The following is a 13458-nucleotide window of genomic DNA, read 5'->3' as shown; positions in this document are numbered from 1 at the left end:
GAGAGATTCGAGATGATTGACAACATCAGCTGGCTCGCGATTTACCCCGAAATCGTGCTGTTGACCATGGCCTGCGTCATTGCGCTGGTCGATCTGGGGGTTCACAGCGCCCGCCGCACCGGCACCTATGTGCTGACCATGCTCACGCTGGCCGTGGTGGCCGCCCTGCAGGCCATGTATGCCAGCAGCGGCAACACCTTCTATGGCTTTGGCAACATGGTGGTGAGCGACGCCATGGGCAACTGGCTCAAGTGTTTCGCCACCGTGGCCATGATGGTCACGCTGGTCTATGGCCGCCCCTACGCGGCCGACCGCGGCATGATGCGTGGCGGCGAAATGTTCACGCTGTCGATGTTTGCGCTGCTGGGCATGTTCATCATGATCTCCGGCAACAACTTCCTGGTGATCTACCTGGGCCTGGAACTGCTCACGCTGTCCAGCTACGCCCTGGTGGCCCTGCGCCGCGACAACGCCACGGCCACGGAAGCCGCGATGAAGTACTTCGTGCTCGGCGCCATGGCCAGTGGTTTCCTGCTGTATGGCCTGTCCATGGTCTACGGCGCCACGGGTTCGCTCGACATCGGCCAGGTGTTCAAGGCCGTCAACTCTGGTCAGATCAAGCACCAGGTGCTGGTGTTCGGCCTCGTGTTTGTGGTGGCCGGCCTGGCGTTCAAGCTGGGTGTGGTGCCTTTCCACATGTGGATCCCCGATGTGTACCAGGGCGCTCCCACGGCCGTCACGCTGATGATCGGCGGCGCGCCCAAGCTCGCAGCCTTTGCCATCACCATCCGCCTGCTGGTGGACGGCCTGTTGCCCCTGGCGATCGACTGGCAGCAGATGCTGGCGGTGCTGGCCATTGGCTCGCTGCTGGTGGGTAATCTGGCCGCCATTGCGCAGACCAACCTCAAGCGCATGCTGGCGTACTCGACCATTTCGCAAATGGGTTTTGTGCTGCTGGGCCTGATGTCGGGTGTCATCAACGGCAACGTGGATGCCACGGCGGTCGAAAACGCCTACAGCGCGTCCATGTTCTACGTGGTGACCTATGTGCTGACCACGCTGGCCGCGTTTGGCGTGATCCTGCTGCTGGCGCGTGAAGGCTTCGAGAGTGAAGAGATCTCCGACTTCGCGGGCCTGAACCAGCGCAGCCCGCTGTACGCGGGTGTGATGGCGGTGTGCCTGTTCTCCATGGCCGGTATCCCGCCCATGGTCGGCTTCTACGCCAAGCTGTCGGTGCTGCAGGCGCTGGTTGCCTCGGGCCAGAGCCTGTACATCGCGATGGCCGTGTTCGCCGTCATCATGTCGCTGATCGGCGCTTTCTACTACCTGCGCGTGGTCAAGGTCATGTATTTCGATGCGCCGCTGACGGCCACGAACGTGTCCGCCCCCGTGGACGTGCGCGTGGTGCTGACCATCAACGGCGCCCTGGTCCTGGGCCTGGGCCTGCTGCCCGGTGGCCTGATGGCCCTGTGTGCGGACGCCGTGGTGCGTGCGCTCGCCACCTGATCTGCAGCGGGTCCCCATGCTGACGCTGCAGCGGCGCGCTGCCTCTGTTCTTTTCGCCGGTCGCTGACCGGTTCCGGGCTCGTTCTTCCGTGTCGCTCACCGGATCAGTCTGGCTCATCATCGTGGCGGCCTTCGTGGCCGCCAACCTGCCTTTTGTCAACCAGCGCTGGCTGGTGGCAGGGCCGGTGGCTGCCCCCGCCAAACCCTTGCTGGGGCGGCTGCTGGAGCTGGTTGTTTTCTACTTTGTGGTGGGGGCGCTGGCGTTGGTGCTGGAGCGCCGTGCGGGCCAGATCGCGCCCCAGGGCTGGGAGTTCTACGCCATCACCGGCACCATGTTCCTGACCTTTGCGTTTCCGGGTTTTGTCTACCGGTATCTGCTGCGGCGCCACCACAGCTGATCTGGCCAAACCTGCTGACTCACGATTGCGTCGCCCACAAGTGTTGCCATGAAGGTGCTGGACCTCCAATGTCGGCAAGGCCATGTCTTTGAAGGCTGGTTTGGCTCCGAGGACGACTTCCAGGGCCAGAAGCAGCGTGGCCTGGTGCAATGCCCCCTGTGCGCAGACGACCACATTGAAAAGCGGCTCAGTGCTCCGCGCCTGAACCTGGGCGCCCGGGCACCTGCGACTGCCGAGGCCACCGCGCCAGCGCATTCCGCCGCCACGGCGGGCGCCCAAGGCCCAACCTCTTCAGAGGCAGCGATGCTGCCCCCCGCCTTGCAGGCCGCCTGGCTGGCGCTGGCCCGCAAAGTGGTGGCCAACACCGAGGACGTGGGCGAGCGTTTTGCCCAGGAGGCCCGGCGCATGCACCATGGTGAGGTGGAAGAGCGCGCCATCCGGGGCAAGGCCACGCCCGACGAGGCGGTGCAGCTGCTGGAAGAGGGCATTGCCGTCATGCCTTTGCCCCTGCCAGTGGCCGCCAAGGAAACCCTGCAATAGGTTTTTCTACCCCGGGTCGGGACAGGAGGGGCTGAATTTTGAAATTTTTAGCCCGCTACCGCGCGACCAGTATGGGTTTATTGCTATTAATTCAATAGCAAATAATTACCTATCCCTGCGAGGCTCCACCTGTGCGCCTCACGCTGCGAACTGCAGCGCAGCCAGCCGGGCATAGACACCCCCTTGCGCCAGCAGGCTGGTGTGGGTGCCCTGTTCCACGATGCGCCCGTGGTCCAGAACCACGATGCGGTCGGCGTTCTGCACGGTGGCAAGCCGGTGTGCAATGACCAGCGTGGTCCGGCGGCCGGTGTGGCGCTGCATGGCGGTGTCCAGCGCGGCCTGCACCATGCGCTCGCTCTCGGCGTCGAGTGCGCTGGTGGCTTCGTCCAGCAGCAGCAGGGGCGGGTTCTTGAGCATGGCCCGTGCAATTGCGATGCGCTGGCGCTGCCCGCCCGACAGCCGCACGCCGCGCTCGCCCAGAAAGGTGGCGTAGCCCTCGGGCAGGGCCATGAGGAAGTCATGGGCAAATGCAGCGCGGGCGGCGGCTACCACCTCCTCGTCCGTGGCCTCGGGGCGCCCGTAGCGGATGTTCTCCAGGGCCGAGGCCGAGAAGATCACCGCGTCCTGCGGTACCGTGCCGGTGTGGGCCCGCAGGGTGCCCAGCGCCAGGTCGCGGATGTCCACCCCGTTGAGCAGAATGCGCCCTTGCTGCGGCGCCGATGTGCCCGGCGTGCCCGGGATGTTGGTCTGGGCATCCACGTCCACGTCGTAGAAGCGTTGCAGCAGCTGCAGCACCGTGGTCTTGCCCGCACCGCTCGCGCCGACCAGGGCCACGGTTTCGCCGGGGGCCAGGTGCAGCGAAAAGCCGTGCAGTGCGGCCTGCTCCGGGCGCGAGGGGTAGTGGAACCACACGTTGTCAAACTGCACCTCCAGGCCCTGGCCGGAGGTGGGAAGGTCTCGGGGCGTGGCAGGGTCCGCCACGGGGGAGCGACTTGCCAGCAGCTCCATCAGGCGCTCGGTGGCGCCTGCAGCGCGCAGCAGGTCGCCATACACCTCGCCCAGCACGGCCACGGCCCCCGCCAGCAGGATCACATAGACAACAGTCTGGCCGAGGTGGCCCGCACTCATCTGGCCCGCCAGCACCGCCTCGGTGCCCCGGTACAGCCCCCACAGCAGCAGGGCGGCATTGGCGATGATGATGAAGGCAACCAGCACCGCCCGCGCGCGGGTGCGCTGGATGGCCGCCTGGAAGGCGTTTTCGGTGGCGCGCATGAAGCGGGCCGTCTCGCGCGGCTCGGCCGCATGGCTTTGCACCACCGGCACGGCGTTCAGCACCTCGGCGGCAATGGCGCTGGAGTCGGCCACCCGGTCCTGGCTGTCCCGCGACAGCCGCCGCACGCGCCGCCCGATCCACATCGTGGGCAGCACCACCAGCACCACGGCCAGCAGCACCACCGACATCACGTAAGGATTGGTCCACACCAGCATGGCCAGCGCGCCAATGCCCATCACCGCATTGCGCAGCCCCATCGACAACGACGAGCCGACCACGGTCTGCACCAGGGTGGTGTCGGCGGTGAGGCGAGACAACACCTCCCCGGTCTGTGTGGTTTCAAAAAACTGCGGGCTTTGCCGCAGCACATGGCCATAGACGGCGTTGCGCAGGTCGGCGGTCACCCGTTCACCCAGCCAGCTCACCATGTAAAAGCGCGCGGCAGAGAACACGCCCAGCGCCACCGCGACGGCGAACAAGGCCTCGAAGTGGCCGCGCAGCGCCATGGCCTGCGCGCCCTTGTCGCTGGCCGAGCCACCCACCAGGCCCCCATCGATCAGCCCGCGCAGCGCCATGGGAAACGCCAGCGTGGCCAGCGCAGCCAGCACCAGGAAGACCCCCGATAACAGAATATGGATGCGGTAGGGGCGCAGAAAGGGGAGCAGACCGGTCAACGAGCGCGGAGCCCCGCGTGCCGGATTGGAGGAGGGGATGGATGCCATGGCGGCAGTGTAGGCCCGGCCCATGACGGCGTGCATGGCGCGCAGGCCAAGGGGCGCTGCGGGGCGGTGTCAGCAAAAAGTCAGTGATGCCCCCGCGCTGCAGGCCCTCGAGCCGGGGCCGTGCGCAGGCCGTTCGAAGGGCTGGATTGAGCGCTGGCCTGCGCTGTGGGCCCGCAGCCGTTGGTGCGCCTGCGCTGCGGGCGGTGGGTACGTAGGCATTTATACATAGGCATTAGTCCCAGTATCTACCGCAGGGTAGAGAGACATACGATGCGCCGAGACCCACACACGGAGACCTTGCTGCAAGGCTCCATTCCTCAGCACCCTACGGAGCGGCCAAGGCGCAATGAGCGACGTCATTCTTGAAACCAAAAGCCTGACCAAAGAGTTCAAGGGCTTCACTGCCGTGAGCGATGTGAACCTGGCAGTGCGCCGTGGTTCCATCCATGCGCTGATCGGCCCCAATGGCGCAGGCAAGACCACCTGCTTCAACCTGCTGACCAAGTTTCTGGAGCCCACCTCGGGCGTGATCCGCTTCAACGGGCACGACATCACACGCGAGCAGCCCGCGCAGATTGCCCGGCGCGGTGTGATCCGCTCGTTCCAGATCTCAGCGGTGTTTCCGCACCTCACGCTGATGGAGAACGTGCGCCTGGGCCTGCAGCGCAAGCTGGGCACCTCGTTCCACTTCTGGCGCAGCGAACGCACCCTGAGCCAACTGGACGACCGCGCCATGCAACTGCTGACCGAAGTGGGCCTGGAAGACCTGGCCGACGAGGTTACCGTGAACCTTCCCTACGGCCGCAAGCGCGCGCTGGAGATTGCCACCACGCTGTCGATGGAGCCCGAGCTGATGCTGCTCGACGAGCCCACCCAGGGCATGGGCCACGAGGACGTGGACCGCGTCACCCAGCTCATCAAAAAGGTCTCGGCGGGTCGCACCATCCTGATGGTGGAACACAACATGAAGGTTGTCTCAACAATAGCGGACCGCATCACCGTGCTGCAGCGTGGTGCCGTGCTGGCCGAAGGGCCCTACGAAGAAGTCTCGAACAACCCCCAAGTCATGGAAGCCTACATGGGCACCACCGATGGCCAACTGCAAGGAGCGCATTGATGGCTGCCGCTCCCGCACTCGAAATCAAAAACCTCGAAGCCTGGTACGGCGAGTCGCATGTGCTGCACGGCGTGGACATCGTCGTCCAGCCCGGCGAGGTGGTCACGCTGCTGGGCCGCAACGGCGCGGGTCGCACCACCACCATGCGTGCCATCATGGGCCTGACCGGCGCGCGCAAGGGCTCGGTCAAGATCAACGGCGTGGAAACCGTGAACATGCCCACGCACCGCATTGCGCACCTGGGCGTGGGCTACTGCCCGGAAGAGCGCGGCATTTTCTCCAGCCTGTCGTGCGAAGAAAACCTGCTGCTGCCGCCCGCGCTCAAGACAGGCACACCGGGCATGTCGGTGCAAGAGATCTACGCCATGTTCCCCAACCTGGCCGAGCGCAAGAACAGCCAGGGCACGCGCCTGTCGGGCGGCGAGCAGCAGATGCTGGCCGTGGCCCGCATCCTGCGCACTGGCGCCAACCTGCTGCTGCTCGATGAAATCTCCGAAGGCCTCGCGCCGGTCATCGTGCAGGCCCTGGCCCGCATGATCAAGATGCTGCGCGAAAAGGGCTACACGGTGGTCATGGTCGAGCAGAACTTCCGCTTTGCCGCGCCGCTGGCCGACCGCTTCTACGTGATGGAGCATGGCCGCATCGTCGAGAAGTTCGGTGCGTCCGAACTCGAAGCCAAGATGCCCGTGCTCAACGAATTGCTGGGCGTCTGAACGCAGCCTGCTTCCCAATTTTCGCTTTCTTCAACCACCACACCCACAGGAGACAAATCCATGAAGAAACAACTCACACTGCTGGCCTTGATGCTGGCCGCCGCAGGCCTGGCCACTACGGCCCAGGCACAGGACAAGGTCAAGATCGGCTTCATCACCGACATGTCCAGCCTGTACGCCGACCTGGAGGGCAAGAACGGTGCCGTGGCCATCCAGATGGCCATCGACGACTTCGGCGGCAAGGTGCTGGGCATGCCCATCGAGTTGCTCACGGCCGACCACCAGAACAAGGCCGACATCGCCGCCTCCAAGGCCCGCGAGTGGATCGACACCCAGGGCCTGACCATGGTCTTTGGCGGCACCAACTCCGGCACGGCACTGGCCACGGCCAAGGTGGCCGCAGAGAAGAAGCGCGTCTACATCAACAACGGCGCCGCCAGCTCGGCACTGACCAACGACCAGTGCACCCCCTACACGGTGCACTACGCGTATGACACGGTCGCCCTGGCCAAGGGCACGGGCTCTGCGATCATCGACAACGGCGGCAAGAGCTGGTACTTCCTCACGGCAGACTACGCTTTCGGCCACGCGCTGGAGGCTGACACCAGCACCGTGGTCAAGGCCAAGGGCGGCACCGTGGTGGGCGCCGTGCGCCACCCGCTGAATGCGTCGGACTTCTCGTCCTTCCTGCTGCAGGCGCAGAACTCCAAGGCCCAGATCCTGGGCCTGGCCAATGCCGGTGGCGACACCATCAACGCCATCAAGGCCGCCAAAGAGTTTGGCATCGGCAAGAGCATGAAGCTCGCCGGTTTGCTGATCTTCATCTCTGACGTGCACAGCCTGGGCCTGCGCAACACCGAAGGCCTGCAGTTCACCACCAGCTGGTACTGGGACCTGAACGACGAGACGCGCAAGTTCTCGGCCCGCTTCTTCGAGAAGACCAAGCGCATGCCTACCGAAATCCAGGCGGCCGACTACTCCGCCACCATGAACTACCTCAAGGCCGTGGAAGCCGCCAAGTCGGTCGATGCTGACAAGGTGATGACCACCTGGCGCGGCATGAAGATGAACGACTTCTTCGGCTCCGGCCAACTGCGTCCTGATGGCCGCTACGTGCACGACATGTACCTGATGGAAGTGAAGAAGCCTTCGGAATCCACCAAGCCCTGGGACTACTACAAGCTCATCAAGAAGCTGCCCGGTGACCAGGTGTTCACCACCAAGGCCGAGAGCAAGTGCGCGCTCTGGAAGTAAACCCCTGAGAGGAAGCCCTCGTGCCCGACCCCGCCGCTGCCGGTGGGGCCTGGCCCGTGGGCGCCCTCTGACCTGAACCCCTCCACCTGCTGCTGCCTCCCATGGAAATCTTTGGTGTCTCATTGCCCGGCCTGTTGAGCCAGCTCCTTCTGGGGCTGGTCAACGGATCGTTCTACGCAATCCTCAGCCTCGGGCTGGCCGTGATCTTCGGCCTGCTCAACGTCATCAACTTTGCGCACGGTGCGCTGTTCATGACCGGCGCCCTGATCACCTGGATGGCCATGAACTACCTCGGCATCAACTACTGGTTGATGCTGGTGCTGGCACCGCTGGTGGTGGGCCTGTTCGGGGTGCTCATCGAACGCCTGCTGCTGCGCTGGATCTACAAGCTCGACCATCTCTATGGCCTGCTGCTCACACTGGGCCTCACGCTGCTGATCGAAGGCGTGTTCCGCTCGATCTACGGCGTATCGGGCCTGGGCTACGACACGCCCGAGCTGCTCGAAGGCGCCACCAACCTCGGCTTCATGATCATGCCCAACTACCGCGCCTGGGTTGTGGTGGCATCCATCGTCGTCTGCGTGGCCACCTGGTACGTGATCGAAAAAACCAAGCTCGGTGCCTACCTGCGCGCCGGTACCGAAAACCCGCGTCTGGTAGAGGCCTTCGGCATCAACGTGCCAGTGATGGTGACGCTGACCTATGCCTTTGGCGCCGCACTGGCCGCGTTTGCCGGTGTGCTCGCTGCGCCTGTGTACCAGGTCACGCCGCTCATGGGCCAGAACCTCATCATCGTGGTGTTTGCGGTGGTGGTGATTGGCGGCATGGGCTCCATCATGGGCTCCATCCTCACCGGGCTGGGCCTGGGCGTCATCGAAGGCTTCACCAAGGTGTTCTACCCCGAAGCGTCGTCCACCGTGGTGTTCGTCATCATGGTCATCGTTCTCCTCATCCGCCCCGCCGGCCTGTTCGGCAAAGAGAAATAAGGGGCAGCCAGCATGAACTTCAAGAACATTGCCCCCGTCGGATACGGCCTGCTGCTGCTGGGCCTGGTTGTTGCACCCTTCCTCGGTGCCTACCCTGTTTTCGTGATGAAGCTCATGTGCTTTGCACTGTTTGCTTCGGCCTTCAACCTGCTGCTGGGCTTCACCGGCCTGCTGTCCTTCGGCCACGCGGCCTTCCTGGGTGGTGCTGCCTATGTGGCGGGCCACGCCATCAAGGTCTGGGGCCTGACGCCCGAAGTGGGCCTGCTGCTGGGCACGGCCGGGGGCGCGCTGCTGGGCCTGCTCTTTGGCTGGCTGGCCATCCGTCGCCAGGGCATCTACTTCTCCATGATCACGCTGGCGCTGGCGCAGATGCTGTTCTTCGCCTGCCTGCAAGCCAAGTTCACTGGCGGTGAAGACGGCCTGCAGGGCGTGCCACGCGGCAAGCTGTTTGGTGTGATCGACCTGCAAAGCGACCTCGTCATGTACTACGTGGCCCTGGTGATCGTGGCGCTGGCGTTCCTGCTGATCGTGCGCACCATCCACTCGCCGTTCGGCCAGGTGCTCAAGGGCATCAAGGAGAACGAACCCCGCGCCATCTCGCTGGGCTACGACACGCACCGCTTCAAGCTGCTGGCCTTTGTGCTGTCGGCCGCGCTGGCGGGCCTGGCCGGTTCGCTCAAGACCCTGGTGCTGGGCTTTGCCACGCTGTCGGATGTGCACTGGACGGCCTCGGGCCAGGTCATTCTGATGACGCTGGTGGGCGGCCTGGGCACGTTGTCCGGCCCGCTCATCGGCTCGGCCGTGGTGGTGCTGCTGGAGAACAAGATCGGCGAATTCGGCAACCTGCTCGCGGCCCTGACCAGCGTGGAATGGTTCAAGACCCTGGGCGAGTCCGTCACCATGGTCACGGGCCTGATCTTCGTGATCTGCGTGCTGGCCTTCCGCCGGGGCATCATGGGCGAGATCATTGCCTGGCTGGCACAACGCCGCGCGGGCAGCACGGCCAAGCATTGAGAATGTGGCGCCGCCTGCTCTGGCGGTGTCTTGCGAGCATTGTTGACCCGGCTCCAACCCACTTGAACCGTTCACGCTGAGCTTGTCGAAGCGCCGCGCAAGGTTTCGACAAGCTCAACCCGAACGGATACTTCAATTTCAAAGAGGCCGGATCAAAAAGCCGCTGCCGCCCTCACAGGCGCAGCGGCTTGGCATATCCGGTCATCTCCAGATAGCCCCGGCCCACGGGCTGTCCGCTGCCGTCCAGCAGATCGGACAGCCCCTCCCAATAAATCGCGCCGCTGGACCCACTGCTGTCCAGCTCCTGGTTGTCCAACAGCGCGCGCACCTCAAACTGCCCCACCGGCGTCAACACCCGCCACTGCACCGGGTACCGCGCGCCACTGTGCGGGCTGGCCCAGGTGCGCAGTGGGGTGAACACCACGGCCTGTGTGCCAAACACCTGCGCAGGCTGCCCGGGCGCCCGCCACGACCCCCCGGCCCACAGCGCCGACCCATCCGCGCGCCGCAGGCGGAAGGCGGTCAATGCGCTGCCATCGGCCAGGTTCATGCCGATCCAGTCCCAGCCCTGGGCCTCGGGGTGCATCAGCGCCTCGCTCCACTCGTGGTCCATCCACGCGCGGCCGGTACCCGGCTCCACCGCCATGCGGCGGCCCGCCACCGTCAGGTGCCCGCTCACGGCCAGCTGCGGCTGGCTGTAGTAGTAGCTCGCCTGCATCGCTTCCGGCCCCTTGCGCGACAGGCCTTGCTGGCCCTGCAGCAGCACCGGCTGCGTGCTGTCGAACTGCAGCTCCAGCCCCAGTTCGCCGCCGGTGATGCGCGTGGTGTAGCGGCTGCGCGGGCCATCGGCAGCCGTGCTACGCGGCACATCACTGCGCTCCAGCGTCCAGTCCTGCAGGCGGATGCGCGTGTCCGCCTCGCTGGCCTGCGCCACGCCAAAACCCGCACGCGCAATGCGCTGGTCATGCCGCAGGCGCTGCCCCTTCACGTCGGTGATGGCTGCATGTGCAAACAGCAGCTGCTTGGCCGCAAACGCCGACTGCAGGCTCTGCGTGGTATCCACCCGCGACCGGAAAAACGTGAGCTGAAACCCCCACGGCTGGCCCTGCGCCTGCACATGGCCGGTGATGTACCACCACTCGGTGCGCAGCTCCGGGTGGCTGCCATGGTCGTGCGGGAAGGCCAGCGTGCGCGCAGGCAACGCCTGCGCCACACCCGGACAGAGCAGCGCGCCCAGCCCGGCTGCCTGTAGGCTGGCCCCCATCAGCCACTGGCGGCGTGTGGAGCTGTGCATGGTGTGGGGATCGAGGTACGGGATGGAATTTCGGAATGGAACTGCGGGACGGGGCAGGGCGCTCAGCCCATCAACGCATCCACCTTCTGCTGCGCGGCCGAGCAATCGCCAAACGTGCGGTCCACCCACTCGATGTCGAAGTACGTGGGCAGATAGCGTTCGCCCGCATCGCACAGCAGCGACAGGATGGAGCCGCGCTCGCCCCGCTCGCGCATCTCGCTGGCCAGCGTGAGCATGGCCACAAAGTTGGTGCCGGTAGACGGCCCCACACGCCGCCCCAGCAACTGCGACAGCGCGCGCATGGCAGCAACCGATTCGCAGTCCGCCACATCCACCATGCGGTCCACCAGCGTGCGGATAAAGCTTGGCTCCACCCGTGGCCGCCCAATGCCCTCGATGCGCGAGCCCGGCGCCGTGAGCTGCGCATCGCCCGTGCGGTGGTAGGCGCTGAACACCGAGCCCGCCGGGTCAGCCACACACACCTGCGTGGCATGGCGCTGGTAGCGCACATAGCGGCCAATGGTGGCGCTGGTGCCGCCCGTGCCCGCACCCACCACAATCCAGCGCGGGACCGGGTGCGGCTCGCGCGCCATCTGCGTGAACATGCTCTCGGCAATGTTGTTGTTGCCCCGCCAGTCGGTCGCCCGCTCGGCATAGGTGAATTGGTCCATGTAGTGGCCGCCCGTCTCCTCGGCAATCGCACGGGCCGCGTCATACACCGCGCCCGCGCTGTCCACAAAGTGGCAACGCCCGCCATGGAACTCGATCTGCGCCACCTTCTCGGGCGAGGTGCTGCGCGGCATTACCGCCACAAACGGCAGCCCCAGCAGGCGCGCAAAGTACGCCTCGCTCACCGCCGTGGAGCCACTGGAGGATTCCACGATGGTCGAGCCTTCATGCACCCAGCCATTGCACAGCGCGTATAGGAACAGCGACCGCGCCAGCCGGTGTTTCAGGCTGCCCGTGGGGTGGGTGGATTCGTCCTTGAGGTACAGGTCAATGCCATGCGCGGCAAACGCGGGCAGCCGCAGCGGGATCAGGTGCGTGTCGGCACTGCGCTGGTAGTCGGCTTCGATGCGGGCGATGGCTTCGTGGAGCCAGGGGGAGGGGAAGGTCATGGTGGGATTGTGCGGCGGGGTGCTGTTCAGAGACGCCTGTAGCAGCTAGTGAAAAGTGGACGTTCAAAAGTTCGAGCTACGGTGCCCGTAAAGGCTGTTGGTTGAAAAAAATTCGTCGATCAACATCTCGGTGTAGATCGTGCTTAGCTGTCACATCCCGGACGATCATAGGGTCGCTTGTGAAAAAGATGCGGGTGCGTCTGATACCACTGTTTCATGGCCTGCATCGGCGTACTGCTCTTGAGCGCTGACTGCGGCAACTGGTGGTTGTACAAGGCCACATAGCGCAGCAAGGTCTGTCACATCCCGGACGATCATAGGGTCGCTTGTGAAAAAGATGCGGGTGCGTCTGATACCACTGTTTCATGGCCTGCATCGGCGTACTGCTCTTGAGCGCTGACTGCGGCAACTGGTGGTTGTACAAGGCCACATAGCGCAGCAAGGTCTGCTCCATATCTTCGCGGCTGTTGAATCGGTGGGTCTTCAGGACGTCCGCTATGCGTCCATTGAACCGCTCCACCATGCCGTTGGTTCTCGGGGTCCTGGGCTTGGTCAGCCGGTGCTCTATGCCCAGCTCCTGGCACAGTTGGTCGAACTCATGGTTGCCGCTGGGTTCGCGCTCCCGGCTGGCAAACAGTCGGTCCGTGAACTCNCCATTGAACCGCTCCACCATGCCGTTGGTTCTCGGGGTCCTGGGCTTGGTCAGCCGGTGCTCTATGCCCAGCTCCTGGCACAGTTGGTCGAACTCATGGTTGCCGCTGGGTTCGCGCTCCCGGCTGGCAAACAGTCGGTCCGTGAACTCTTTGCCGTTGTCGGTCAACAGCTTGGTGATCCCTGAGCGGACAGGCCTTGTGTAGTGCCTTCAGAAAGGCGTGCGCACTGGCGGCTGTCTTGTTGGTCTTGAGTTGCACAAACACCCAACGCGTGGCCCTGTCGATAGCCACGAACAGGTAGCGCCGGCTGCTCTCATCCTGCATCTGGGGCAGGTACTTCACATCCATGTGCAAGTAGCCTGGCTCGTAGCTCTTGAAGGCCTTGTGGGCTACCGCAGGCTCCTGGGGTTTGAGGGCGTTGAGGTTGCCCGCTCCATGGCGGCGCAGGCACCTGTCCAAACCTGAGCGTGAGACATCGGGGCTCAAGAACTCCCGCGTGACCGCCAGCAGGTCATCCAGAGGTAGCAGCAAGGTACGGCGCAAGTGAACCACCACGGTCTCTTGCGCAGGCGTGAGCACCGTCTGTAGGCGATGGGCCGTGTGCGAGCGGTCTGCAAAGACATCGCGCTTCTTCCACTTGTAGACCGTCTGCTCAGTGATCCCAAAGCGCTGGGCCAGGACGCTGGCTGGTTCATTGCTGGCCGCGATCTCGGCGCGCACGGCGGGAGTGGTGCGGGCGTTCTTGTGCAGGGCAATCAACATGGCTTCACTCCCTGGATAGATTGCAAGGACTCTATCAACTCCTTCAAAACAGCTCGGGCCATGAAGAGTGGATAGCGTTTAGAGTCTATGCAATCGTCCGGGATGCGA

At 64.6% G+C, this 13458-nt stretch carries 11 protein-coding genes and 2 pseudogenes; 8 read left to right on the top strand and 5 right to left on the bottom strand.

Annotation, left to right across the window (positions count from 1 at the left end):
• Positions 1–12: 12 nt before the first annotated feature.
• From nuoN to A1D30_RS12670, 3 genes are all read left to right on the top strand, one after another.
• Complete coding sequence (gene nuoN / locus A1D30_RS12680; protein WP_063461090.1) at positions 13–1506, top strand: NADH-quinone oxidoreductase subunit NuoN; 1494 nt, start codon at positions 13–15, stop codon at positions 1504–1506.
• A gap of 89 nt (positions 1507–1595) precedes the next feature.
• On the top strand, positions 1596–1904 hold the full coding sequence (locus tag A1D30_RS12675) for a DUF2818 family protein (protein ID WP_063461089.1): 309 nt from the start codon (positions 1596–1598) through the stop codon (positions 1902–1904).
• A 48-nt stretch (positions 1905–1952) separates the two neighbouring features.
• Complete coding sequence (locus A1D30_RS12670) at positions 1953–2444, top strand: DUF1178 family protein (RefSeq protein ID WP_063461088.1); 492 nt, start codon at positions 1953–1955, stop codon at positions 2442–2444.
• A 138-nt stretch (positions 2445–2582) separates the two neighbouring features.
• Here A1D30_RS12670 and A1D30_RS12665 read toward each other — a convergent pair whose 3' ends face one another.
• Positions 2583–4439 carry an ABC transporter transmembrane domain-containing protein gene (locus A1D30_RS12665; protein ID WP_063461378.1) on the bottom strand — a complete coding sequence of 619 codons (1857 nt, stop codon included), beginning with the start codon at positions 4437–4439 and terminating at the stop codon, positions 2583–2585.
• Between the two features lie 346 nt (positions 4440–4785).
• Between A1D30_RS12665 and A1D30_RS12660 the strand changes: the two genes are divergently transcribed.
• The 5 genes from A1D30_RS12660 (at position 4786) to A1D30_RS12640 (ending at position 9523) form a co-directional block, all read left to right on the top strand.
• Positions 4786–5556 (top strand): ABC transporter ATP-binding protein, encoded by a 771-nt coding sequence (locus A1D30_RS12660; protein WP_063461087.1) that lies wholly within the window; start codon positions 4786–4788, stop codon positions 5554–5556.
• Entirely contained in the window at positions 5556–6269 is a 714-nt protein-coding gene (locus A1D30_RS12655; protein WP_063461086.1) for an ABC transporter ATP-binding protein, read from the top strand. The genes A1D30_RS12660 and A1D30_RS12655 overlap by 1 nt, the downstream gene beginning before the upstream one ends.
• A gap of 60 nt (positions 6270–6329) precedes the next feature.
• A complete protein-coding gene (locus tag A1D30_RS12650) occupies positions 6330–7523 on the top strand; it encodes an ABC transporter substrate-binding protein (protein WP_063461085.1) in 1194 nt (397 codons plus the stop codon).
• Between the two features lie 101 nt (positions 7524–7624).
• Complete coding sequence (locus A1D30_RS12645) at positions 7625–8509, top strand: branched-chain amino acid ABC transporter permease (RefSeq protein ID WP_063461084.1); 885 nt, start codon at positions 7625–7627, stop codon at positions 8507–8509.
• Between the two features lie 12 nt (positions 8510–8521).
• On the top strand, positions 8522–9523 hold the full coding sequence (locus tag A1D30_RS12640; RefSeq protein ID WP_063461083.1) for a branched-chain amino acid ABC transporter permease: 1002 nt from the start codon (positions 8522–8524) through the stop codon (positions 9521–9523).
• A gap of 172 nt (positions 9524–9695) precedes the next feature.
• On the opposite strand, the gene A1D30_RS12635 is transcribed toward A1D30_RS12640, so the two are convergent.
• From A1D30_RS12635 to A1D30_RS12625, 4 genes and pseudogenes are all read right to left on the bottom strand, one after another.
• Positions 9696–10787 carry a carotenoid 1,2-hydratase gene (locus A1D30_RS12635; protein ID WP_063461377.1) on the bottom strand — a complete coding sequence of 364 codons (1092 nt, stop codon included), beginning with the start codon at positions 10785–10787 and terminating at the stop codon, positions 9696–9698.
• A gap of 92 nt (positions 10788–10879) precedes the next feature.
• Positions 10880–11935: a PLP-dependent cysteine synthase family protein gene (locus A1D30_RS12630; RefSeq protein ID WP_063461082.1), complete on the bottom strand. Its 1056-nt coding sequence runs from the start codon at positions 11933–11935 to the stop codon at positions 10880–10882.
• 214 nt (positions 11936–12149) lie between these two features.
• Positions 12150–12587 (bottom strand): annotated as a pseudogene (locus A1D30_RS25230) (integrase core domain-containing protein); the annotation flags it as partial.
• Positions 12588–12698: 111 nt separating this feature from the next.
• Positions 12699–13350 (bottom strand): annotated as a pseudogene (locus A1D30_RS12625) (DDE-type integrase/transposase/recombinase); the annotation flags it as partial.
• Between the last annotated feature and the right edge of the window lie 108 nt (positions 13351–13458).

It is taken from the genome of Acidovorax sp. GW101-3H11 (assembly GCF_001633105.1).
In the GTDB taxonomy this organism is placed as follows: Bacteria; Pseudomonadota; Gammaproteobacteria; order Burkholderiales; family Burkholderiaceae_C; genus Acidovorax.
This window is presented reverse-complemented; position numbering and strand designations above follow the sequence as displayed.

Bases quoted from the DNA above. Each gene is read 5' to 3' on its own strand.
- nuoN (WP_063461090.1), top strand. From the start codon at position 13: ATGATTGACAACATCAGCTGGCTCGCGATTTACCCCGAAATCGTGCTG.
- A1D30_RS12670 (WP_063461088.1), top strand. From the start codon at position 1,953: ATGAAGGTGCTGGACCTCCAATGTCGGCAAGGCCATGTCTTTGAAGGC.
- A1D30_RS12665 (WP_063461378.1), bottom strand. From the start codon at position 4,439: ATGGCATCCATCCCCTCCTCCAATCCGGCACGCGGGGCTCCGCGCTCG.
- A1D30_RS12660 (WP_063461087.1), top strand. From the start codon at position 4,786: ATGAGCGACGTCATTCTTGAAACCAAAAGCCTGACCAAAGAGTTCAAG.
- A1D30_RS12655 (WP_063461086.1), top strand. From the start codon at position 5,556: ATGGCTGCCGCTCCCGCACTCGAAATCAAAAACCTCGAAGCCTGGTAC.
- A1D30_RS12650 (WP_063461085.1), top strand. From the start codon at position 6,330: ATGAAGAAACAACTCACACTGCTGGCCTTGATGCTGGCCGCCGCAGGC.
- A1D30_RS12645 (WP_063461084.1), top strand. From the start codon at position 7,625: ATGGAAATCTTTGGTGTCTCATTGCCCGGCCTGTTGAGCCAGCTCCTT.
- A1D30_RS12640 (WP_063461083.1), top strand. From the start codon at position 8,522: ATGAACTTCAAGAACATTGCCCCCGTCGGATACGGCCTGCTGCTGCTG.
- A1D30_RS12635 (WP_063461377.1), bottom strand. From the start codon at position 10,787: ATGGGGGCCAGCCTACAGGCAGCCGGGCTGGGCGCGCTGCTCTGTCCG.
- A1D30_RS12630 (WP_063461082.1), bottom strand. From the start codon at position 11,935: ATGACCTTCCCCTCCCCCTGGCTCCACGAAGCCATCGCCCGCATCGAA.